Origin of the sequence: Acinetobacter lwoffii, assembly GCF_022809915.1 — a bacterium.
GTDB lineage: Bacteria > Pseudomonadota > Gammaproteobacteria > Pseudomonadales > Moraxellaceae > Acinetobacter > Acinetobacter lwoffii_M.
Genome location: NZ_JALGQY010000006.1, coordinates 12,170 through 33,668, shown reverse-complemented (window position 1 = coordinate 33,668; position 21,499 = coordinate 12,170). Strand labels below are relative to the sequence as shown.

Genomic DNA, 21,499 nt, shown 5'->3' with positions numbered 1-21,499 from the left:
TGAACATGATTAATTGTGAATTAATTACAGTGTAATTTTCATATTGTTTATTCTAATTAAAAGAAACTTATCTCGCCCCTTGGGCACTTTGGGGTTGTAGTGGTGAATGCATGAAGCATGATAAATTTGAACATGGAGCTGTGAGTCGGTCTAAGCCACTGACGTCATCATCACTGATTGCACCCCACGTTCACTTGTCTGAATCGGTTTTATTAAAAAATCTGATCGATGCCTTACCGCAACCCTTGTGGGTCAGCAACAAAAAACATCTGCAATATTTTAACGATGCCTTGACTGATTATCTTGGCGTGAACCTGAATGAACAGGGTCATCCACAATGGCAGAGTTTTATCCATGCCGAGGACTTGCAGCTATTTTTAGCGCAGTGGCATGCTGCGCTGGATCAGCATCAGAATTTTGAAACCCAGTGCCGGATTAAACGCAGTGATAGCCATTATCGCATGTGTACCCTAGCCGTAAAATTTCATCATGAACCTGAACATTTGCTGCAATGGGCCGTTTCCCTGACCGATGTGCATGATTATTTTGAAATCCAGCAGCAACTTTCTCAGATTGTTTCAACCCAGGAAAACATGCTGGATGCCAGCGCAGACTGCATTAACATTATCAGCCCTGAAGGCGAGATTCGACATAGCAACCAGTCTGGCTGTCTGGCACAAGTAAGTGAGACCGCAGGACAAAATCAAGACCGTTCATTGTGCTGGTTAAATCGCTTAACCCCTGAAGCCCGAAAATCCGGGCAACGTGCTCTGAAACAGGCAGCCCAAGGCTTAAACAGCCGTTTCTCCAGCAAAATCCAGATCAAAGATCAACCGAGCCAATATTGGGATCATCTGCTGACCCCGATTCTGGATCAGCAGAATATTACCCAAAATATCCTCTGTGTATCACGCAATATCAGTCAGCAAAAAATTGCAGAAACGCGGTTAAAAGAAGTAATTAAACGTGATGAACTGACTGGCCTGTATAATCGCAGTACCTTCTATAAAACCTTTAAACAGGTACTGTTAAAGGCCAAACAACAGCAGACCATGGCGGGTTTACTGCTGATTGATCTGGATTATTTCCGGCATATCAATGATACCTTGGGCCATATTGCTGGTGATCATCTGCTACATGTCTTAGGCAAACGCTTCCAGACCTGTTTCGGTCCGAATACCATCATCGCCCGTTTGGGTGGCGATGAATTTGCTGTGCTGGTGAAAAATCTGGAAAGTGAAGAACAGCTGCTGGCAACGGCGCAAATGGCCTATGCCCAGCTGGATCAGCCCATCAATTATGTCGGCAATAGCATCAGCAGTGCCATGAGTATTGGCTGTGCCATCTATCCACGTGATGCCTTAAATACTTCTAATTTGCTGAAATGTGCTGATATCGCCTTAAACGACCTGAAAAATAGTGGTCGTGGTGGCATCCGCATGTTCAATCAGGAAATGTGCGGTTCACTGGAAAATATGACCAAGCAGCTGACTCTGGCACGCAAAATTATTCTCGCCGATCAGATCATTCCCTATTACCAACCTAAAGTACGTCTTTCTGATGGTGCAGTGATTGGTTTCGAAGCACTATTACGCTGGCAAGATCAGAATCAGAACATTCAGTTACCTTCCGAAATTTTTGCTGCCTTTCAGGACTATGAGCTGGCCTCACGCATCAGTGAGACCATGCAACTGAAAGTCTTTGCAGATATGAGTCGCTGGCAGGCGCAAGGTCTGGATCTGTTACCGATTTCCATCAATGCTGCACCGGTCGAATTCCTGCGCGATGACTATGCCGAAAAACTGTTGGCACGCCTGTCCAACTTTGATATTCCCGCACATAAAGTTGAACTAGAAATTACCGAGCAGAGCCTATCCGAACATGGTGCTAATTATGTGGTTCGCGCCCTGAACCTGCTGAAACAGGCCGGAATCCAGATTTCACTAGATGACTTTGGCACTGGACATTCTTCGCTGACCCGCTTGCAGGACTATCCGGTCGATTGCATCAAGATTGACCGCAACTTTGTAGAACGCATGAACAGTGACCCGTCCGCCTTGGCCATTGTCAAAGCCATTACCCAGATTGGCTCTAGTATTGCACTGGATATTCTAGTGGAAGGGATCGAGAATACAGAACAGCTGGACACCCTGATCCATTGTGACTGTCAGATTGGACAGGGATTTTATTTCTATCGTCCGATGGCCGGTGCTTCGGCCCAGGCCCTACTCCATCCAGCAGATCAATAAACGAATCACTCAGGCAGATTTAACGCACCCAGCGTACGATATAGTCTTCGATGTCATCTTCATGAATATCGGCTTCACTCAGGCAGCGCCCTGCTGCCGACTTGCGTGCCTGAATCACGCTTTCTCGTGAACCGCTAATCAGATAATGCCAGGATGGCAGGCTTTTGCCCTGCTCTACCCGGCGATAGGCACAACTCGAAGGCAACCAGTGAATCGTTTCCAGCTTCTCTGGCGTGAGCTGAATACAGTCAGGCACATACTGCAAGCGATCTGGATAATTGGAGCAACGTGCAGTGCTACAATCCAGCAGTTTGCAGGCCACTTTGGTATAGGCGACTTCCTGAGTATCTTCATCTTCCAGTTTAATCAGACAACACAACCCACAACCATCACATAAGGCCTCCCACTCGACTTGCGTCAGTTCAGCAAGTGAATAGTTTTTCCAGAATTCGGGACGTAAAGTATCGCTCATGATCGGGCCGGAATATTCAAAAATCAGCTGATTATAACAGCCAGAACCCTGCAGACCTACTGTCTCAAATTTTTATTGTTATCACGTAAACTATTGTTAAATCAGAGACAGTTCATCAACACAACACTAACAGTTGCTGGAATCGTTTATTTCTATACTAAATTTGAAAATAAAAACACATGGAGAATATATATGTTTCGCTGGGCTATTATTTTTGCTGTTATTGCATTAATTGCGAGTCTACTTGGTTTCGGTGGCGTCGCAGGCTTGTCTAAGGATTTTGCGATTATCTTGTTGGTAATTGCGGTGATTCTTGCGATCGTTGGTTTTCTTTCGCGCGGCAAGGTCTAGATTTACGCTAGACCTTTTCAAAGCAAGTGTTAGCTTTCAAAAAAAACAAGAGCCTTCTGGCTCTTGTTTTTTTATGGGTATTTTAATGATCTGTTTTGATCAAAAATACTTCTTTTAAGATGAACTTAAGGCTTTAAATGACGTGGTCTAAAACCTGCCACCAGCAAGGCTGCAACATACGCTACCACACCGACAACACATAAGATCAATACTTCTACCACACGCATCCATTGTGATACATCTGCGTTATACCAACTCAGGGCATAGGCCAGAGCCGCAATCATCACCACATTGGCAAACATGAATTGCAGGAAGATTTTTTTCCAGTGCGAACCAAAACGGAAAATATCACGCTTATGCAGATAATAATAAAGCAAACCGGCATTGACCATCGCTGAACCCGTCGATGCCAGTGCAAGCGCCATATGCTCTGCTTCCCAGTCAATCAGCTTGAACAAGCCGATAAAGATCACGTTCAGAATCGCATTGGCCGCCACAGCCATCAAACCGACACGCACCGGGGTTCTGGTATCCTGCTTTGCATAAAAACCGGGAGCAAAGACTTTAATCAACATAAAGGCAATCACACCACCGCTCATACATTGCAGCGCCAAAGCCGTCATCTGGGTATCTTCAAAGGTGAACTGGCCACGTTCAAACAGGGCCTGAATGATCGGGGTCGACAGCATAAACAGTGCAATACTGGCGGGTAGGCCTGCCATCACAATAACTTTGGCTGCCCAGTCCATCATGCCACGGAATTTTTCCGGATTTTGCTCAGTATGCCGTGCCGATAAGGACGGCAAAATCACGGTACCAATTGCAACACCGATCAGACCCAGCGGCAATTCGGTCATACGCTCGGCACTGTACAGCCAGGACACCGAACCATCCTGCATGAATGAAGCCCAAATGGTATTTAACAATAGATTAATTTGCGTGACAGATACACCAAATAATGCCGGTAGCATCAACTTCATGATGCGATCTACGCCTTCATGCTTGAAATCAATTTTCGGTGGAATCAGCAGGTTTTTACGCCACAATTCAGGAATCTGGATCGCCAGCTGTAAAATACCGGCAATGATCACTGCCCAGCCCAGCGCCATAATCGGCTCGGCCATATACGGCGTAAGCCAGAGCGCTCCGGCAATCATCGCCGCATTCAGCAAGACTGGTGCAAAAGCTGGGGTACTAAAAGAGCCATAACTGTTCAGAATACTGCTGGCAAAAGCCGTCAGTGACATGAACAACAAATAAGGAATGGTCAGGCGGAACATGTCGGTCGCCAGAGCGAATTTTTCAGGATCGCTATGAAAACCGGGCGCATAGATATACATGATCAATGGCGCAGCAATGATCGCGACCATGGTCAACGTGGTCATGACCGTGGCCAGACAGCCAAATACCCGGCTGATCAGGATCTGGACTTCAGTATGCGTGCGACTGGTCTTATATTCGGTCAGTACCGGAATAAACGCCTGTGAAAATGCGCCTTCGGCAAATAAACGCCTGAAAAAGTTTGGAATACGAAATGCGACTACGAAGGTATCGAAGTCTTTACCAGCACCAAAGACATTCAGTAAAACAATATCTCGAACCAATCCCAGTACGCGTGACAACATGGTCATCGCACTGACAATGACGGTCGAACGCCAAAGCGCCATCCTATTCACCTAATGTATAAATTTGTGGCTATTGTAATGAAACTTTTGTCAGAAGTTCATTGCTTAATTTCATCGCTCAAGCGAGCTTGAGGTGTTTTTATAATGCTGTAACTGTGCACGAAAATCAGCCCAGTTAAAATATGGTCCCGGATCGGTCTTGCGGCCCGGTGCAATATCCGAATGTCCGGCAATATGCTGCTGAATCTTGGAATAATGCTGTTGCAGACAGGCCGTGACTTTTACCAAGGCCTGATATTGTTCAGCTGCAAAAGGCAAGTCATCACTGCCTTCCAGTTCGATCCCGATCGAATAATCATTACATTCTTTTTTGCCCAAATAGCTCGAGCGGCCGGCATGCCAGGCACGGTCATTGAAATTAACAAATTGCAGTACTTCTCCCGTTCTTAAAATTAGCAGATGGGTCGACACCTGCATCCCTTCAATGGTTTGAAAATAAGGATGTACGGACCAGTCCAGCTGATTCTGAAAAAACTGTTCAATATAACCACCGCCAAACTGTGAAGGTGGCAGGCTGATATTGTGAATCACCAGCAATTGAATCTCGGTCTGTTCTGGCCGCTGATTAAAATTGGGAGACGGGATTTGACGTGCACCGATTAGTTGCCCGTCCTTGACCTGAAACTCAGCTGCCTGTTGCATAAAACCGTTCTCCCCAAAAATAAAATCTGCAAGATCAGCATTGCAGCCGGCTTCATGCTAAAACTTTCAAGGAGAAATCTCAATTCATCCCAGCAAACTGGATGAAAAATCGCTCATCTTTTATGTAACGGTGCTAAGATAAGGCGCAATTTTCACGGCTTAAAAAAGATACGGAAATACTCATGCGCATATCTCAAGCTTTGCTAGACCAGTCCATTCAGATCAATATTCAACAAGCACTTTCAGAAGATATCGGTGAAGGCGATATTACCGCCCTGCTGACTCCTGAAGATGAACAGGCCACTGCCACTATCATTAGCCGTGAAGACATGGTTTTGGCCGGCCAGCCTTGGGTAAATGCCTTGATTCAGGCCTATGATCCAAGTATTGAAGTGATCTGGCTGAAAAATGATGGCGATCATGTTCAAGCCAATCAAGCATTTTTAAAACTGGCCGGATCTGCGCGCAGCTTACTCACCGTGGAACGTCCTGCGCTAAACTTTGTCCAAACCCTGTCTGCGGTTGCGACTAAAACCGCCCACTATGTCAAAGAACTGCAAGGTTTAAACACCAAACTGCTCGATACCCGTAAAACACTTCCGGGTCTGCGTATTGCACAAAAATATGCCGTGGCGATTGGCGGTGGTCAGAACCATCGTCTGGGCCTGTTTGATGCCTTCTTGATTAAAGAAAATCATATTATGGCAGCGGGTGGCATTGCGCAGGCGATTGCCAAGGCACATCAAATTGCACCGGGTAAGCCTGTTGAAGTTGAAGTGGAAACCTGGGATGAGCTGAATCAGGCACTCGAATCCCATGCCGATATCGTGATGCTGGATAATTTCAGTCAGCAGCAGATGATCGACGCAGTGCAACATGTAGCTGGTCGCTGCAAACTGGAAGCCTCAGGTAATATCACCATTGATAATTTACGTGAAGTAGCCAGTACCGGCGTAGATTATATTTCCATGGGTGTGCTGACTAAAGATGTCAAAGCCATTGATCTGTCGATGCGTTTCAATGCTTAAGCCTAAATGGGATAGATGACCGTAGAGGGTGCGAAGCACCCTTTTTTTATTTTTAGAAATTTTTTTTGCGCATATTTTGCTCAATTTTCTATTTTAGACCTTAATCATCGTCGTCGTCCCGATTACCTCGACGATCGCGCTCATCATCGTCACCATCACGGTCGTTATATCTTCCGTTATCCTCATCACGATCCTGATTTAATACTGAACGCTCGTCATCTTCACGATTATTACCCCAGTCACAGGCAGTTAATCCAAACACGCCCAGCAATGAAATTGCACAAAGCCACTGTTTCATGCCGTATTCCTCATTGTGATCTCGCCTGATCCAATATCGATGCAAAACCGGTTCAGATATAGCCGATTCATGTCGGATTTTTGTGATGAAGCTTTGTGATGCAGTTTTTGAATACAGTTGCAAAGTGAAATTTCAGGCATAAAAAAACGCATCCGGAGATGCGTTTATTAACATGGGATGGATTACCAGCCTAGAGCTTCTTGCTGTTTTTTCACCAGTTCCTGAATGCCTTTCTCGGCCATTTCCAACATGGCATTCGATTGTGCACGGGTAAATGGTTTGTCTTCAGCAGTACCTTGAATTTCAATAAATTCACCAGCCTGAGTCATCACCACGTTCAAATCGGTTTGACAGTTTGAATCTTCTTCATAGCAAAGATCCAGTAATACTTCATCTTTAAAAATACCCACAGAAACTGCAGCCACCAAACCTTTTAATGGATCATGTTTGATTTTCTTTCTTTCCAGCAAGACGTTCATGGCATCGACCAAAGCCACCGCAGCACCCGTAATCGCTGCAGTACGGGTACCGCCATCAGCCTGAATCACGTCACAGTCGATAGTAATGGTATTTTCACCCAGCTTTTTCAGATCGACCATTGAGCGCAAGCTACGACCAATCAGACGCTGAATTTCCTGAGTACGGCCACTCTGTTTGCCACGTGCCGCTTCACGGTCACTACGGGTATGAGTTGAACGTGGCAACATGCCATATTCAGCCGTTACCCAGCCCTGGCCCTGACCTTTGAGGAAACGCGGTACAGAACTATCCACACTGGCAGTGCACAGTACTTTGGTATGACCAAATTCAACCAATACAGAGCCTTCCGCATAACGTGTATAGTTACGGGTAATTTTCACTTCACGTAATTGATCTAATGCTCGTTGGTCGATACGCATAATAAGTCCTGTATGGGTTCAAAATAATTGCGGCTCAGTATAGCAGAAGCCTTTGCCAAGATTAGGCAGCCGGGCGATTCATTTACAAAATCAATGCATCAGCTCGCTACGAGTTGTCGAAATTCTGCCGATCTGTGGCACTACGATTTAATTTAATTTTTGCTAGACTAAAACTCTCTATAAGGGAAGCCGGTGATAGGAAACCCATTTATGTCCTTACGTGAAGATCGCAAGCAGCAAAGTCATCAGGCGTTACTCGATGCGACACTGGCATTCAGCAGTCAGGGCCGCGCTTTCAGCACGATCAGCCTACGTGAAGTTGCGAATGCAGTCGGACTGGTGCCGACGGCATTCTATCGGCATTTTCAGGATATGAACCAGTTGGGTCTGGAATTGCTGGATCAGGTTGCGATTCATATCAAGGGCGTACTCAATCAGCTGGGACAGGCTTATCTGTATCAGCCGAATACCCGAACCCACACCGGGCTTGAGCTCTTCTTTCAGGCCGTCGAATATCATCCTGAACCCTGGATTTTTTTTGTGGCAGAACGTTGGGGCGGTTCGGACGTGTTACGTGTCGGCATTGAACGGGAAATTCATTTTCTGGCTGAAGATGTCATGCATGAACTGGCCAAGATACAATCTACCCGACATATTCAGGCATCACAGGACTTGCAGGCTCTGGCACAGATGCTGATTGAACTGTCCCTGAACTGGGCCATGGGCTGGATTCATCTGCAGCATCAGGTTGATCCAGAGCTGCGCCGCGCTCAATCCAATGCCTTTAAAACCCAAAGCGTGCTACAGATGCAGCTCTTGCTACGTGGCATTTTGCACTGGTACCGGCGACCTGCCAAAAGAGTTGAAACCGCAAGCCCTGTGCTCAATGAAGCGGTCATTCCCCCTGCCTAAATAAAAAAACCTGCATCATGATGCAGGTTTTTTTTACTGATCGTCAGTTCAGACTTATTTGGCTTTACGCTCTTTCTCGATCAGGTAATTCACCACCTGAATGACTTTGGCATCATTACCCTGCACAATATATTTACCATTCACGGTCACTGCCGGAACACCACTTAACTGATACTGAGCAGCCAGATTTTTGGCTTGGGCAATTTTCGAAGTGATCGGGAAAGATTTATAAGTGCTGTTAAATTTCGCTTCAGGAATACCATAGCGGGTATAGAACTTGGCCAATTGCGCCTGTTCTAAAATTGGACGTTGCTTATCATGAATATCATGGAATAATTGTAAATGTGCTTTTTGACGCACACCCAATGCTTCAGACACATAATAAGCACGCGCTGCCTGCTCCCAGAGTGGATTCATTGCAGCCGGCGTACGTACAAAACGTACATCTTTTGGTAATTTTTTCAACCAGCCCTGCATATGTGGTTCAAGCGCGAAACAGTGACCACAGCCGTACCAGAAGAATTCACGTACCTCAATTCTGCCCGGTTTTTCGACTTTGACTGGTTTTGCAACCACCTGATAGTCCTGACCTGCCACAAAATTGGCCATAGCATTGCCTGAAAAGGCCAAAACAGATGCGGCAACAGCGCCTAAAAGGAATTTTTTCATTCGGATTATCGTCCTCTAAATCATTATGCTTAGTTTATGTGTTCACTATAAATCAATTATGCCGGTTTCGTTTTCATTCTGTGAACTTTTTTGCTGCTTTTATCGCTTTTTCTGCCAGAATCGCTACACTAAACCATCGAACTGATTTTCAAGGTTTTAAATCAGTTTCTCTGGCCATTCGGCACATATATATTTTTAGCTAATCATGACTGATTGAGGTGACACCGATGTCGCAATTGAATGTTGATCCACAAGAAATTGCCAAGTTTGAAGCATTTGCAGCTATATGGTGGGATCAGCATTCCGAGTTCCGCCCCTTGCACATGATTAATCCACTGCGTTTAAACTGGATTGATGAACATGCCGGAGGCCTGAGCGGCAAAAAAGTGCTGGATGTCGGCTGTGGTGGCGGTATTCTGGCCGAAAGCATGGCGCGACGCGGTGCCGATGTACTCGGGATTGATATGGGCGCAGCCCCTTTAAATGTGGCACGCATCCATGCCGAACAGGAAGGTGTGAACAATATTGAATATCGTCAGGTGCCGGTTGAGCAACTGGCAGAGGAACAGGCTGGCCAATATGACATCGTGACCTGCATGGAAATGCTAGAGCATGTGCCAGATCCGGCATCGATTATTCAGGCCTGTCATAAGCTGGTCAAGCCAGGTGGTCATGTATTCTTCTCGACCATTAACCGTAATCCAAAGTCCTATTTATTCGCCATTATCGGGGCAGAATATGTCTTGCGCATGCTGGCCAAAGGCACCCATGATTACAGCAAATTTATTAAGCCGTCAGAACTGGCACATGACATTCGCAACTCGGGTTTAAAGCTCAAAGACATGACCGGTCTGCACTATAATCCGCTGACCAAGCGTTATTGGCTGGCACCAAATGTTGATGTGAACTATATGGTCTATACCGTGAAAGATAGCGCAGCAGAGACTAACGAATGAAAGCCATTTTATTTGACCTAGATGGAACCCTGATTGATACCGCTGCCGATTTTATCCGAATTATCCAGCAGATGTGCCGTGAAGAAGGCCGCCCACTGGTTGCACCCGAGCTGATTCGTACCCAGGTCTCCGAAGGCGCTCGCGCTATGGTGAAACTGGTTTATCCGGAACTGCAACTAGAAGATCCGGTCTTTCTGCAACACCGTCAGCGCTTTCTGGACATGTACGGCGCAGATATTGCGGTCGATACCGATCTGTTTGATGGCATGTATCCATTACTTGAACAGCTAGAGGAAAATGACATTCCTTGGGGGATTGTGACCAATAAACCGCGCTGGCTCAGCGAGGCTTTACTGCAAGCGCTGAACCTGAGTGAACGCTGCGCAGTGCTGGTATGTCCGGAAGATGTCACTCGGACCAAACCCGATCCTGAACCGATGTATCTGGCAGCCAAGCAACTGAATCTTGCCGCGGAAGACTGTATCTATGTCGGAGATCATCCACGAGATATTGATGCCGGCCGTCATGCCCAGATGCTGACCATTCTGGCTGCTTATGGTTATTTGCCGTTGCAATACAAAGACGATTTAAACGCCTGGCAGGCCGACCATATCGTGCATACTGTGCCAGAATTACATCAATTGATTCAGACACTAGTACTGAAGCAGCATACTGCGGTATCTTGAACGCTTAACACTAAATAATAAGAAGTGAGGAGGTAGATAATGAAATATTCAGCATATCAACCTCGCCCCGATCTGCTCAAGGATCGTATCATCCTAATCACAGGTGCGGGCGATGGCATTGGACGTGCAGCAGCAATCAGTTATGCCTTGCATGGCGCAACTGTGGTGCTGCATGGGCGTACCTTAAACAAACTCGAAGTCATTTATGATGAAATTGAAAGTTTGGGTGCGCCGCAACCTGCCATCTTGCCGCTACAACTATCGAGTGCTTCAGAACGGGATTATGAGCTTTTGCTCGATACGCTAGACCGTCAGTTTGGTCGTCTGGACGGCATTCTGCACAATGCCGGCATTTTAGGCGAACGGGTTCCCTTGGCGGATTATCCGGTCAATGTCTGGGATGATGTGATGGCGGTCAATCTGCGTGCACCCTTTGTCATGACCCAAGCGCTGTTACCGTTATTATCCAAATCCCAACATGCTTCTGTGGTTTTTGCCAGCTCAGGTGTAGGCCGCGAAGCCCGCGAACGCTGGGGTGCGTATTCGGTTTCTAAAATTGCTATTGAAGCGGTAAGCCAGTTATTTGCCAAAGAGCAGGTACATCCGAATATCCGTTATAACTGCATCAATCCCGGGGCAACGCGGACTGCCATGCGCGCCAAGGCCTATCCGAATGAAGATCCGAAAACCCTGCCTACCCCCGATTCAATCATGCCGGCTTATCTATATTTGATGGGTAATGACAGCCTGCATATGAATGGCCAGAGTATTGATGCACAGGATTAAATTATTCTGTCTGTCATTCAGGGAGCAATCGCTCCCTTTTTATTTCATTTTTAGTCATATTCAGCGCATAAATCTTAAGTAAGTTCACCCCGCTCGCATTGAGTTTCATTAAAATAACAGCATACTAAGCCCCACTATATTTCACTCGAGTGCATCATGACTGAATTAAACAATATTACGGTGACCCATTTAGACGATGGCATGGTGTCGCTGCTGATTGATCAACAGCCTATTTCAGAGAAATACGGCACCAAGTTTGAAGCCAGTATCGTGGATGACATCAAAGCACTCGAAAATGCTCAGAAACTCAAATTGTTCGAGCAATTTGTATTTTCACATCAGGATCTGAATTTTGAACATGCCTATTATTATGTGACTGGCATTGAAAAATTAGACGACAGTTATCGTCTGGCCAAGCATTTTGTTTATCGCATTAAAATTGAAGGTCAGCCAGAAATCGAACATGTCATCAGCAATCAGGGCAAAGCCATGACGGCCGAGGATGTACGTGCCTTTATTCAGGCGCATGTGCAGAAATCACTCAACGATTATACTGACCTGAACTACGCTTATTAAAAGTTGGGTCATTGAATAATCTTGGGCACTTTTCGATAAAGTGCCCTTTTTTTCTTAAAATCCTGCAAAAAATAACAATAAATCGGATTTACATATTAAATATATAAAATTATACGGTTTTCCAAATTAAACTGATTGGACTATGCTTTCTTGAATCACAGATAGATCAAATCAGGAGCGCAGCATGGCTGACCAAAAACGTAAAATTGAAACGATTCACCGGATTGAACAGTTGCAGTTATCTGAAGCATTGATTGTGGCACTTGATGATGCTCTTCAAGCTGAATCGGTGGCTGAAGCAATCCAGTCCTTGCAGGGTTTGGCAGAACAATGGAATTAATCTCAAACTAAACTGGCAAAATTCTTTGCCGTTTCAGTAAATCATGAACTTTTTTCTTGCTGATTCAATGCTGTTTTTTTGAGCTAAATCATCGATTTTCGCTTGCATGTTGGCCCTTGCTTTGATGAGATAAGGACATAGCTCGATAGGCCACTTTATAGAAGTGATGCCGTCGCCTAAAGTCATGTAAAAACATGACATCATCATAATATCTCTGCATTTGTTATAAAAATTGTGCCTGTTCTTCACAGTTTCTCTGCAATTTTTCCGTACATTAGGCACTGTAGAAGATGAACAATTTAATGAGGGTTCAACATGAAAAAGGTTTTGGCGGCATTGGCAATGTCTTGCAGTACATTCATGCTGAGCAATGTCGTCATCGCTGCCCCTCATTTCAATGATGAATCCCGTATGGATTCACGTCATGGTCATGACAAGAAGAAAGCCCGTGAGTTCCGAGAGGAAGAGCAACAGGATAACCGCCGTATGCGTGAAGAACGTGGGGTGAAACGCCTGCAACAGTTACGCTGGCAGCCGGGTTATGTGATGCCACAGCATTATCGTGGCAATGGCTATAAAGTTGAATACAAAGACCATCGCCTGCCTCGACCTGACCGCAAGCAGCAATGGTACAAAGTCAATAATGACTACATTCTGGTGGATTCTGAAAACAACAGCATTATCCGCATCGTGGGTGACTAGTTCAGAAGTGTATTCACATTTAATCTTCTTTAAGGCCCAACCATGTTTGGGCTTTTTTATTTCACTGGCTGAAATTTTTATCTGCAAATCTTGCTGCTATTCCAGTTTTTAGACTGCGTGATTCATCTACTAAATTTCTTCATGAATTTAACAATTTAACTAAATAGCCCTCACGCTTTCTATGTACTTGTTCGCTAATTTAGTCTCATCGAAATTAGATATACATCTTAAGGTGAGAGCCATGAAAAAAGTCTTAACTACAATCGCGTTATCTCTAAGTGCTTTGTTAGCTACTTCTGCAATGGCAGCACCACAGCATGACTCGCGTTATGACCATAATCCGCATAAACCGGCGCCACACTGGAATGCCAAAGACAGCAAGAAATGGAATGACGACCGTCGCTGGAATGATGACCGCCGTCATAACAACCGTATGGTCAATCCAAGCCGTGACTGGCGCGTAGGACAAACTTTACCTCGCCAATATGACAACAACCGTTTTGAAGTAAGTGATCGCGAAGCACGCCGTTTGCCAAATACCGGTCGTTTCCAGCAATGGTACAAGGTCAACAATGACTACGTTCTGGTCAATGAGCGTACCAACAAAATTGTACGCATCATGAACTAAGCTTTCTCCATTACTGCTCGTCTTGCAGACACCTGAAGTCCCCTTCAGGTGTTTTTTTATATCTGCACTTCCACTTGCATTTTTTTTCATTAGAATCAAAGCTGGATCTTCAATCATTGAAATGGGCACAGCATGACTTCAGCAGAAACGTCACAAAGCACAACTTTGCAATATGTGCACTGGTTTCGCCATTCTGCGCCTTATATCAATGCGCACCGCAATAAAACCTTTGTAATCATGTTTGATGGCGAAGCCGTCTTAAATGATAACTTTCAGCATATTATTCACGATATTGCTTTATTACATTCTTTGGGCATTCGGCTGATTCTGGTACATGGTGCACGTCCGCAAATTAACCAGAATCTGGCTCAAAGCCAGATTACGACGCCTTTTTACCAGCAGCGTCGGGTCACCACACGTGAATCTTTAAGCTGCGTGATGAATGCCGTCGGTTCGATCCGCCTACAAATTGAAGCACTGCTGTCTATGGGACTGGCCAATTCGCCGATGTATGGCGCCCGGATTGATACCGTTTCAGGGAATTTTGTCACCGCCAAGCCGTATGGCATCCGCGATGGTATCGATTTTCAGTTGACCGGTGAAGTGCGCGCGGTTGATACCGATGCGATTCAGCGCCATCTGGACAGTCATAATATTGTGGTGCTTGGCCCGACCGGTTATTCCACTACCGGAGAAGTTTTTAATCTGCTGGCTGAAGAAGTTGCTACCAAAACTGCGATTCGCCTTAAGGCAGATAAACTGATTTTTCTCGGTAAGCAGCATGGTCTGATGGACAGTAACGGCCAACTCAAACGCGAAGTGACACCGCAACAACTGGATGATTTTATTCCGGTCGAACAAGATGCGCTTGAAAGAGGACTACAATTGAAAGCCGCACAGGAAGCCTCAATGAACGGCGTACATCGGGTGCATCTGATTTCTTATGCCTATGATGGTGCCCTGCTGGAAGAGCTGTTCACCCGGGATGGTTCCGGAACTCTGGTCACCGACGCGCATTATGAAGAAGTGCGGATGGCCGATATTCAGGATGTCGGTGGCCTGATCGGTTTGCTGCGTCCACTGGAAGAAGAAGGCATTCTGGTCTATCGTTCGCGTGAACGCCTAGAAAATGAAATCAACCAGTTTGCCGTAATCGAACGGGACGGCATGATTCTGGCCTGTGCCGCCCTCTACCCGATTCCGACGACAGGGGATGAATTGCGTTCTGCAGAAATTGCCTGTGTTGCGGTACATCCCAGTTATCGCAAGTCTAATCGGGGTAGCCAGATCCTGCATTATCTAGAAGAAAAAGCCAAAAGCATGCAGATTCAGCAACTGTTTATTTTAACTACCCGCACCGCGCACTGGTTTCTGGAACAAGGCTTTGAACCGGCTTCAGTCGATGACCTGCCGGATGCCCGTCAGGCATTTTACAATTATCAACGTAATTCAATTGTTTGCAAAAAGTCACTTTAAAGTGGCTTTTTCTTTCAGTGCTTTAGCTTAATTTTAGATAAAGATATCTGGCAATCTCGCTTTAAATTTTAAAATTCTATTACTCGTTTTTAGCTAAACATATCAATAGATTAGATTTAAAAAAATAACTATAAATTTCATAGGTTTGATTAATTTAAATATTAAATCTTCATTTTTATATAAATCACTTTTCTGCATAAGTTTTGCGCTTTTTTATTTATCTTTTTTCTTCATTAGAAATTCCTGAATAGTTATTTTTTTAGAAAAACAAAAACGATTAGCGTGTGTCTAAGTTTTCATTCACTAGCTTTTCACTTTCGGGAGTTTTGATTCATGCGCCAATCTCATGTTCAGTTTTTAACAAAGACTGCGGTACTCGGTACCGCGATGGTGGGTGTCATGATGCTTTCAGGCTGCTCGAAAAAAGAAGAGACCATTACCCTGAATATCGGTTTCCAAAAATACGGCATATTACCTATTTTAAAAGAACGCGGCACGCTGGAAACCAGCTTAAAACAGCAAGGGGTCAATGTGAAATGGGTAGAATTTCCTGCCGGCCCACAACTGCTTGAGGGCCTGAATGTTGGCAGCGTCTCTTTTGGTGAAGCCGGTGAAGCACCGCCAATTTTTGCCCAGGCGGCCAACTCAAATCTGGTCTATGTGGCCAATCAGCCGCAAGCACCTAAGGCCGAAGCCTTGATTGTACCGAAAGATTCACCAATCCAGTCTATTCAGGATCTGAAAGGCAAACGGGTAGCCCTGAACAAAGGTTCAAATGTGCATTACCTGCTGTTAAAAGTTCTGGAAGCCAACAAGCTGACACTCGGTGATATTGAAGTGATTTATCTACCACCTTCCGATGCACGTGCTGCATTTGAACGTGGTGCAGTTGATGCCTGGGTCATCTGGGATCCGTTCTTTGCAGCTGCTGAACATCAGATTGGTGCGCGTGTCATTGCCAGCGGTGAAAATGTGGTGAGCAACCACCAATTCTATCTGGCAGATCACAAGTTCGCAGAAAGCCATCCTCAGGTGGTACAGGCGGTGGTCAACGAACTAAACCTGACCACGGACTGGGTCGCAAAAAATCAGGACGCTGCCGCTCAGCTCCTGCAAAAACCGACAGGTCTAGCCGTCGATGTCTTAAAAACCTCTATTTCACGCATGGGCTTCGGTGTTAAATCCCTCACGACTGACGTGATTCAAAAACAGCAACAGGTCGCCGATGCGTTTTATGCGCAGCAGCTGATTCCACAAAAGCTGAATATTGATGCAGCAATTATTAAATAACAGCAGAATAATTCGAGAATAAAGATGAGTCATTTAAAAACAGTTTCTTATATCAGTTTAGCGTTATTGAGCTTTAGTCTGACTGGCTGTCAGAAACAGGAAGCACAGCAAAAGACTGCTGCAGACACCAAAGCAACACAACCGGTAAAAACCATTGCGATTGGCTTTCAGAAATCAGCCTTGAATCTGCTGGTGGCACGCGATGAAAAGCTATTAGAACAACAATTCCCGAATGCCAAAATTGAATGGAAAGAGTTTCCGGCAGGTCCACAAATGCTGGAAGCCTTAGCGGTCGGTGCAGTGGATTATGGCTATGTGGGAAATACTCCGCCTATTTTTGCACAGGCGGCAGACAAAGCCCTGAGCTACGTGGCCTTTGAAAAAGTGGCGGGAAATTCTTTGGCCGTGGTCGTGCCGAAAGACAGTGCGATTCAAAACATTCAACAGTTGAAAGGAAAACGGATCGCGGTTCAAAAAGGTTCAAGTGCCCATGAACTTCTGGCCAAAACCCTGGAAAAAGCAGGATTGGAGTGGTCAGAGATTCAAGCCATTTGGCTTCCCCCTGCGGATGCACGTGCTGCTTTTGACAAAAAAGCCATTGATGCCTGGGCAATCTGGGATCCCTTCCTGGGTGCAGCCGAGTTCGACAGCCAAGTTAAGGTGCTGATTGAATCCAGTGACTTTCCGCAAACCTACTCCTTTTATATCGGCAATCCCGAATTTATTAAGAAGCATCCGGATACTCCCGGCAAGTTTATTCAGGCTTTAAATGCCTCTGACCAGTGGATTCTTAAAAACCAGGCTGTAGCTCTAGATATTTATCAGAAAAGTACCGGTCTGAAACCAGAAGTGGCAAAGATTGCTTTTGAGCGTCGTCTTAAACCTTCGCCGGTTCAACCCTTAACTCCGGAAGTGATCAAAGCCCAACAGAATATTGCCGATCTCTTCCAGCAGGTTCAACTGATTCCCAAAACCATCAGCGTCCAGAAACAGATTTGGTCGCCAGCAGCCACATATTGATTAGCAAACAAGATGATTTAATTTAAGGAATATCACATGAAAATTTTCTGGTTTATCCCCACTCATGGCGACAGTCGTTATTTAGGTACCAGCAAGGGCGCACGTGTTGTAGATCATGCCTACATGAAGCAGATTGCCGTTGCGGTAGATAACTTAGGTTATGAGGGGGTCCTGATTCCAACCGGCCGTTCTTGTGAAGATCCATGGTTAACTGCCGCCAGCCTAATTGATGCCACTAAAAAATTAAAATTCCTGGTGGCGTTGCGTCCGGGCGTGACCACCCCGGCACTGGCTGCACGCATGGCTGCGACCTTTGACCGTTTGTCCAATGGCCGGGTGCTGCTGAATCTGGTGACTGGCGGTGACGAGCAGGAACTAAAAGGTGACGGCGTCTATGAAGATCACACAACCCGCTATAAAACGGCGACCGAATACACCACCATCTGGCGTGAAATTTTAAAACGCTCGCATACTGGGCAAAGCTTTAGTTTCCATGGCGAACGCTTAAGTGTCGATGATGCAAAATTGCTGTATCCACCCATCCAGCAGCCACATCCGCCTTTATGGTTTGGCGGTTCATCGGATGATGCCATTGAACTGGCTACGGATCAGGTCGACACCTACCTGACCTGGGGCGAGCCACCGGCCGCAGTCAAAGAAAAAATTGCAGTGGTAAAAGCCAAGGCTGCAGCTAAAGGTCGTGAACTGAATTACGGGATCCGTTTACACGTAATCGTACGCGAAACCAATGAGCAGGCCTGGGCGGCGGCTGAAGAACTGATTCAATATGTGGATGATGCCACTATCGCTGCAGCTCAAGCCAAATTCAAATCCATGGACTCAGTCGGTCAGCGCCGTATGGCAGAACTGCATAAGGGCGACCGCAGCAAACTCGAAGTTTCTCCGAACCTGTGGGCAGGTGTGGGTCTGGTTCGTGGTGGTGCAGGTACGGCACTGGTCGGTGATCCGGAAACCGTCGCTGCACGTATCCAGGAATATGCCGATCTTGGGATCAGCACCTTTATTTTCTCAGGCTATCCGCATCTGGAAGAATCCATCCGTTTTGCCGAACTGGTATTCCCGTTACTTCCACTGGAAACCCAGCAAAAACTCACTCAACCAAACTTGACCGGTCCATTTGGCGAAATCGTGGCGAACAACTACACACCGGACGAGAACAAGCAGGCTGACAAAATTAAGGAGTCTGCTTAATGTCAAAAGTCGTTTCCGTTGAAACCTTGGCCCAAAAGCAGGTTTCACGTGGAACAATTCTGGGACAGCATCTGCTGCCCTGGCTGGTTCCAGTTTTTTTGATTGCGATCTGGCAGATTGCCTCTGGCATAGGCCTGTTGGAAAGCCGGATTCTGCCTGCACCGAGTGCTGTTATTTTAGCCTTCTGGAACTTATTGCTTAGTGGTGAACTATGGACGCATGTACAAGTCAGTGCAGGACGTGCCATCAGCGGATTATTGGTAGGTGGTGGTTTGGGCCTATTGCTGGGTCTGTTAAATGGTTCATCCAGAACTGCCTCTACCCTGCTCGATACCACCTTGCAGATGATCCGCAATATTCCTGCACTGGCACTCATTCCCCTAGTCATCTTATGGTTCGGGATTGATGAATCTGCCAAATTGTTTCTGGTGGCGATTGGGGTATTTTTCCCGATTTATATCAATACCTATCATGGGATTCGTTCCGTCGATCCGCAATTGATCGAGATGGGCAAAAGCTATGGCTTAACTCGCTGGCAACTGTATAAAGAAATTATTCTGCCGGGTGCGATGCCGTCAATTCTGGTCGGACTGCGTTTTTCTCTAGGTCTGGTCTGGGTATTGTTAATCGTGGCCGAAACCATTTCCGCCCAGTCTGGTATTGGTTATATGACCATGAATGCACGTGAATTTTTGCAAACTGACGTGGTTCTGGTAGGTATTTTATTGTATGCCCTGCTCGGCAAACTGGCCGATGTTCTGGCCGTGGCCTTAGAGCGATTCCTGCTGCGCTGGCATGCCGGCTATCAAAAATAAAGAATAAATGAGGAGCATGTGATGACTGATCTCAGTTTAGGGCGTCATGCCAATGACCCGATTGTGCCACTGGACCAACCTGCGGAAGAGATCAATCCTGCTGCAGTGATCGGTGCCGAAATTATCATTGAACAGCTGCACAAGTTTTACGGTTCGGTCAAGGTTCTGGAAGATCTGGACCTGCATATCCAGCCGGGTGAATTTCTGGCAATTGTTGGTCGCAGCGGTTGTGGTAAAAGTACCTTATTGCGCCTGATTGCCGATCTGGAACAGCAAAGCTACGGCGAAATCAAGTTTAAGTCAGCCCGGCATATTCGCGAAGGCATTACTACCGATGATATCCGGGTGATGTTTCAGGACCCTCGCCTGCTCCCCTGGCGCAGCATCGAACAGAATGTTCAACTCGGTTTACCGAAGGAGCAGCATGCCAAAGCTTCGCAAATGCTGGAAAAGGTCGGACTCAAAGAAAAAGCTGGACTGTGGCCTTCACAGCTTTCTGGAGGACAACGGCAACGTACCGCCTTGGCGAGGGCATTATCGCATCAGCCGCGTATTCTACTGCTGGATGAACCGCTCGGCGCCCTGGATGCTCTGACACGTCTGGAAATGCAGAACCTGATTGAACGTCTCTGGACCGAGCAAGGCTTTACCGCCATTCTGGTCACGCATGATGTCAGTGAAGCCGTGCAACTGGCAGACCGGATTATCTTGCTGGACAAAGGCCATATTGCCAAAGAATTTAAGGTCAATTTGCCACGTCCCCGGCAAAAAAGTGTGACATTTGCAGAACTAGAACAGCAGGTCTTGCAGGCAGTTTTAGCGACCTGAATACTCAATCCAACCCAAAATCGCGCATGGTTTTGGGTCTTATTCTTATAAAAATACATTTATCTCAATAAGAGAACATTTTTATCAGATTCATTTCAGTATTATTCCTCTCTTGCATTGATGAAGAAAAAAAATGAATAAATGAAGTATTTTCAGAAACTTGAATTTTTCTCTTGGTGTAAATGCATTTACCCTGTTTTAAATATTGATCTAGAGAATAAATCATCATTATTCAAAAAATTAGCCTGTGACTGTGTGCACAAATCTGATGATTTGCCGTACAATTGAGGATTCCCTTTTTCATTGTTTTTTATATTTGCTAATGGAACAAAAAAAGAGTACTCAAAAACGCAATCAGCTGCTAAATGCTGCACTAGACGTATTTTCCCTATATGGTTTTAATGGGGCAAGTCTGGATGAAATCGCACAAATTGCAGAAATGCATAAGTCGAATATTTTCTATTATTATGAAAATAAAGAAGCCCTGTATGTTGAGGTGTTAACCACCGTTCTACAAAAATGGTTGGCGCCTTTACAAACCCTTGAAGCTGAACTTGAACCTGAAGAAGCGATCACCAATTATTTGATGCAAAAAATTGAAGTGTCGCGTACCCAGCCTAAAGCATCCCGTTTATTTGCTTTGGAGGTAATTCAAGGTGCACCGCATATTCTGGAAATTTTAAAAGGTCCGCTGAAAAAACTGGTCAAGCGTAAAGCCAAAGTGATTTCCAACTGGCAGGAGCAAGGCAAAATTTCTGCAGATATTGATCCTGAGTTACTGATTCTGAATATTTGGGCGATTACCCAGAACTATGCAGACTTTGCGACCCAAATGGAAATGGTCACGGGTAAAACCTTGCGTAACCGCAGCATGCAGCAACGCATTATCCAGCATACGGTACATATGATGTTATACGGCGTGATTCCACGTACGGATAAATAAGCAAGCGCTTCTGATTGGCACACGACCATAGCTACT

General features: G+C 45.7%; 24 protein-coding genes. 18 read left to right on the top strand and 6 right to left on the bottom strand.

What is annotated here, in order from left to right:
- Positions 1-110 precede the first annotated feature (110 nt).
- Complete coding sequence (locus MTX11_RS04515; protein WP_243474471.1) at positions 111-2,249, top strand: putative bifunctional diguanylate cyclase/phosphodiesterase; 2,139 nt, start codon at positions 111-113, stop codon at positions 2,247-2,249.
- A gap of 19 nt (positions 2,250-2,268) precedes the next feature.
- Here the strand turns inward: MTX11_RS04515 and MTX11_RS04510 are convergent, their stop codons facing one another.
- Complete coding sequence (locus MTX11_RS04510) at positions 2,269-2,721, bottom strand: YcgN family cysteine cluster protein (RefSeq protein ID WP_180087179.1); 453 nt, start codon at positions 2,719-2,721, stop codon at positions 2,269-2,271.
- Between the two features lie 192 nt (positions 2,722-2,913).
- Here MTX11_RS04510 and MTX11_RS04505 point away from each other — a divergent pair, with 192 nt between their 5' ends.
- Positions 2,914-3,072, top strand: coding sequence for a DUF1328 domain-containing protein (locus MTX11_RS04505; protein WP_004647174.1), 159 nt, complete (start codon positions 2,914-2,916; stop codon positions 3,070-3,072).
- 125 nt (positions 3,073-3,197) lie between these two features.
- Here MTX11_RS04505 and murJ read toward each other — a convergent pair whose 3' ends face one another.
- A complete protein-coding gene (murJ, locus tag MTX11_RS04500; protein WP_243474470.1) occupies positions 3,198-4,748 on the bottom strand; it encodes a murein biosynthesis integral membrane protein MurJ in 1,551 nt (516 codons plus the stop codon).
- Positions 4,749-4,808: 60 nt separating this feature from the next.
- Positions 4,809-5,399 (bottom strand): 1,6-anhydro-N-acetylmuramyl-L-alanine amidase AmpD, encoded by a 591-nt coding sequence (ampD, locus tag MTX11_RS04495; RefSeq protein WP_004729058.1) that lies wholly within the window; start codon positions 5,397-5,399, stop codon positions 4,809-4,811.
- A gap of 182 nt (positions 5,400-5,581) precedes the next feature.
- On the opposite strand from ampD, the gene nadC reads away from it, so the two are divergent.
- Positions 5,582-6,427: a carboxylating nicotinate-nucleotide diphosphorylase gene (gene nadC / locus MTX11_RS04490; protein ID WP_219307937.1), complete on the top strand. Its 846-nt coding sequence runs from the start codon at positions 5,582-5,584 to the stop codon at positions 6,425-6,427.
- A gap of 100 nt (positions 6,428-6,527) precedes the next feature.
- On the opposite strand, the gene MTX11_RS04485 is transcribed toward nadC, so the two are convergent.
- Positions 6,528-6,770, bottom strand: coding sequence for a hypothetical protein (locus tag MTX11_RS04485; RefSeq protein ID WP_243474469.1), 243 nt, complete (start codon positions 6,768-6,770; stop codon positions 6,528-6,530).
- A gap of 137 nt (positions 6,771-6,907) precedes the next feature.
- Complete coding sequence (gene rph / locus MTX11_RS04480) at positions 6,908-7,624, bottom strand: ribonuclease PH (RefSeq protein WP_004281238.1); 717 nt, start codon at positions 7,622-7,624, stop codon at positions 6,908-6,910.
- A 210-nt stretch (positions 7,625-7,834) separates the two neighbouring features.
- Here rph and MTX11_RS04475 point away from each other — a divergent pair, with 210 nt between their 5' ends.
- Entirely contained in the window at positions 7,835-8,536 is a 702-nt protein-coding gene (locus MTX11_RS04475) for a TetR family transcriptional regulator (protein WP_243474468.1), read from the top strand.
- Between the two features lie 54 nt (positions 8,537-8,590).
- On the opposite strand, the gene MTX11_RS04470 is transcribed toward MTX11_RS04475, so the two are convergent.
- On the bottom strand, positions 8,591-9,205 hold the full coding sequence (locus MTX11_RS04470) for a thiol:disulfide interchange protein DsbA/DsbL (protein ID WP_004281236.1): 615 nt from the start codon (positions 9,203-9,205) through the stop codon (positions 8,591-8,593).
- Between the two features lie 227 nt (positions 9,206-9,432).
- Here MTX11_RS04470 and ubiG point away from each other — a divergent pair, with 227 nt between their 5' ends.
- The 14 genes from ubiG (at position 9,433) to MTX11_RS04400 (ending at position 21,463) form a co-directional block, all read left to right on the top strand.
- The gene (gene ubiG / locus MTX11_RS04465) at positions 9,433-10,161 is read left to right on the top strand and encodes a bifunctional 2-polyprenyl-6-hydroxyphenol methylase/3-demethylubiquinol 3-O-methyltransferase UbiG (protein ID WP_243474467.1); all 729 of its coding nucleotides are present in this window, start codon (positions 9,433-9,435) and stop codon (positions 10,159-10,161) included.
- Complete coding sequence (locus MTX11_RS04460) at positions 10,158-10,847, top strand: HAD family hydrolase (RefSeq protein ID WP_243474466.1); 690 nt, start codon at positions 10,158-10,160, stop codon at positions 10,845-10,847. The genes ubiG and MTX11_RS04460 overlap by 4 nt, the downstream gene beginning before the upstream one ends.
- Positions 10,848-10,886: 39 nt before the next feature.
- A complete protein-coding gene (locus MTX11_RS04455) occupies positions 10,887-11,633 on the top strand; it encodes a YciK family oxidoreductase (protein ID WP_243474465.1) in 747 nt (248 codons plus the stop codon).
- Positions 11,634-11,789: 156 nt separating this feature from the next.
- A complete protein-coding gene (locus tag MTX11_RS04450) occupies positions 11,790-12,209 on the top strand; it encodes a hypothetical protein (protein WP_004281232.1) in 420 nt (139 codons plus the stop codon).
- 184 nt (positions 12,210-12,393) lie between these two features.
- Positions 12,394-12,549 (top strand): hypothetical protein, encoded by a 156-nt coding sequence (locus MTX11_RS04445; protein WP_005105291.1) that lies wholly within the window; start codon positions 12,394-12,396, stop codon positions 12,547-12,549.
- A gap of 315 nt (positions 12,550-12,864) precedes the next feature.
- A complete protein-coding gene (locus tag MTX11_RS04440; RefSeq protein WP_243474464.1) occupies positions 12,865-13,251 on the top strand; it encodes an RcnB family protein in 387 nt (128 codons plus the stop codon).
- Positions 13,252-13,492: 241 nt separating this feature from the next.
- A complete protein-coding gene (locus tag MTX11_RS04435; RefSeq protein ID WP_005108202.1) occupies positions 13,493-13,879 on the top strand; it encodes an RcnB family protein in 387 nt (128 codons plus the stop codon).
- A gap of 132 nt (positions 13,880-14,011) precedes the next feature.
- The gene (gene argA / locus MTX11_RS04430; protein ID WP_004729045.1) at positions 14,012-15,355 is read left to right on the top strand and encodes an amino-acid N-acetyltransferase; all 1,344 of its coding nucleotides are present in this window, start codon (positions 14,012-14,014) and stop codon (positions 15,353-15,355) included.
- 333 nt (positions 15,356-15,688) lie between these two features.
- Positions 15,689-16,645: a sulfonate ABC transporter substrate-binding protein gene (locus MTX11_RS04425; RefSeq protein WP_243474463.1), complete on the top strand. Its 957-nt coding sequence runs from the start codon at positions 15,689-15,691 to the stop codon at positions 16,643-16,645.
- Positions 16,646-16,669: 24 nt separating this feature from the next.
- Positions 16,670-17,665: an aliphatic sulfonate ABC transporter substrate-binding protein gene (locus MTX11_RS04420; RefSeq protein ID WP_243474462.1), complete on the top strand. Its 996-nt coding sequence runs from the start codon at positions 16,670-16,672 to the stop codon at positions 17,663-17,665.
- Positions 17,666-17,701: 36 nt separating this feature from the next.
- Positions 17,702-18,877, top strand: coding sequence for an FMNH2-dependent alkanesulfonate monooxygenase (gene ssuD, locus MTX11_RS04415; protein WP_243474461.1), 1,176 nt, complete (start codon positions 17,702-17,704; stop codon positions 18,875-18,877).
- A complete protein-coding gene (ssuC, locus tag MTX11_RS04410; RefSeq protein WP_243474460.1) occupies positions 18,877-19,692 on the top strand; it encodes an aliphatic sulfonate ABC transporter permease SsuC in 816 nt (271 codons plus the stop codon). The genes ssuD and ssuC overlap by 1 nt, the downstream gene beginning before the upstream one ends.
- Positions 19,693-19,713: 21 nt before the next feature.
- Positions 19,714-20,520, top strand: a complete 807-nt coding sequence (locus MTX11_RS04405; RefSeq protein WP_005261485.1) for an ABC transporter ATP-binding protein — start codon at positions 19,714-19,716, stop codon at positions 20,518-20,520.
- 322 nt (positions 20,521-20,842) lie between these two features.
- Positions 20,843-21,463, top strand: coding sequence for a TetR family transcriptional regulator C-terminal domain-containing protein (locus tag MTX11_RS04400; RefSeq protein WP_004281222.1), 621 nt, complete (start codon positions 20,843-20,845; stop codon positions 21,461-21,463).
- The last annotated feature ends 36 nt before the right edge of the window (positions 21,464-21,499 follow it).

What these genes read in the sequence shown, in the direction of transcription:
- MTX11_RS04475 (WP_243474468.1), top strand. Translation starts at nt 7,835, where the DNA reads ATGTCCTTACGTGAAGATCGCAAGCAGCAAAGTCATCAGGCGTTACTC.
- MTX11_RS04440 (WP_243474464.1), top strand. Translation starts at nt 12,865, where the DNA reads ATGAAAAAGGTTTTGGCGGCATTGGCAATGTCTTGCAGTACATTCATG.
- ampD (WP_004729058.1), bottom strand. Translation starts at nt 5,399, where the DNA reads ATGCAACAGGCAGCTGAGTTTCAGGTCAAGGACGGGCAACTAATCGGT.
- argA (WP_004729045.1), top strand. Translation starts at nt 14,012, where the DNA reads ATGACTTCAGCAGAAACGTCACAAAGCACAACTTTGCAATATGTGCAC.
- MTX11_RS04470 (WP_004281236.1), bottom strand. Translation starts at nt 9,205, where the DNA reads ATGAAAAAATTCCTTTTAGGCGCTGTTGCCGCATCTGTTTTGGCCTTT.
- ssuC (WP_243474460.1), top strand. Translation starts at nt 18,877, where the DNA reads ATGTCAAAAGTCGTTTCCGTTGAAACCTTGGCCCAAAAGCAGGTTTCA.
- ssuD (WP_243474461.1), top strand. Translation starts at nt 17,702, where the DNA reads ATGAAAATTTTCTGGTTTATCCCCACTCATGGCGACAGTCGTTATTTA.
- MTX11_RS04420 (WP_243474462.1), top strand. Translation starts at nt 16,670, where the DNA reads ATGAGTCATTTAAAAACAGTTTCTTATATCAGTTTAGCGTTATTGAGC.
- MTX11_RS04515 (WP_243474471.1), top strand. Translation starts at nt 111, where the DNA reads ATGAAGCATGATAAATTTGAACATGGAGCTGTGAGTCGGTCTAAGCCA.
- MTX11_RS04455 (WP_243474465.1), top strand. Translation starts at nt 10,887, where the DNA reads ATGAAATATTCAGCATATCAACCTCGCCCCGATCTGCTCAAGGATCGT.
- MTX11_RS04445 (WP_005105291.1), top strand. Translation starts at nt 12,394, where the DNA reads ATGGCTGACCAAAAACGTAAAATTGAAACGATTCACCGGATTGAACAG.
- MTX11_RS04460 (WP_243474466.1), top strand. Translation starts at nt 10,158, where the DNA reads ATGAAAGCCATTTTATTTGACCTAGATGGAACCCTGATTGATACCGCT.
- MTX11_RS04435 (WP_005108202.1), top strand. Translation starts at nt 13,493, where the DNA reads ATGAAAAAAGTCTTAACTACAATCGCGTTATCTCTAAGTGCTTTGTTA.
- rph (WP_004281238.1), bottom strand. Translation starts at nt 7,624, where the DNA reads ATGCGTATCGACCAACGAGCATTAGATCAATTACGTGAAGTGAAAATT.
- MTX11_RS04405 (WP_005261485.1), top strand. Translation starts at nt 19,714, where the DNA reads ATGACTGATCTCAGTTTAGGGCGTCATGCCAATGACCCGATTGTGCCA.
- MTX11_RS04400 (WP_004281222.1), top strand. Translation starts at nt 20,843, where the DNA reads ATGGAACAAAAAAAGAGTACTCAAAAACGCAATCAGCTGCTAAATGCT.
- MTX11_RS04450 (WP_004281232.1), top strand. Translation starts at nt 11,790, where the DNA reads ATGACTGAATTAAACAATATTACGGTGACCCATTTAGACGATGGCATG.
- MTX11_RS04510 (WP_180087179.1), bottom strand. Translation starts at nt 2,721, where the DNA reads ATGAGCGATACTTTACGTCCCGAATTCTGGAAAAACTATTCACTTGCT.
- MTX11_RS04425 (WP_243474463.1), top strand. Translation starts at nt 15,689, where the DNA reads ATGCGCCAATCTCATGTTCAGTTTTTAACAAAGACTGCGGTACTCGGT.
- MTX11_RS04505 (WP_004647174.1), top strand. Translation starts at nt 2,914, where the DNA reads ATGTTTCGCTGGGCTATTATTTTTGCTGTTATTGCATTAATTGCGAGT.
- nadC (WP_219307937.1), top strand. Translation starts at nt 5,582, where the DNA reads ATGCGCATATCTCAAGCTTTGCTAGACCAGTCCATTCAGATCAATATT.
- ubiG (WP_243474467.1), top strand. Translation starts at nt 9,433, where the DNA reads ATGTCGCAATTGAATGTTGATCCACAAGAAATTGCCAAGTTTGAAGCA.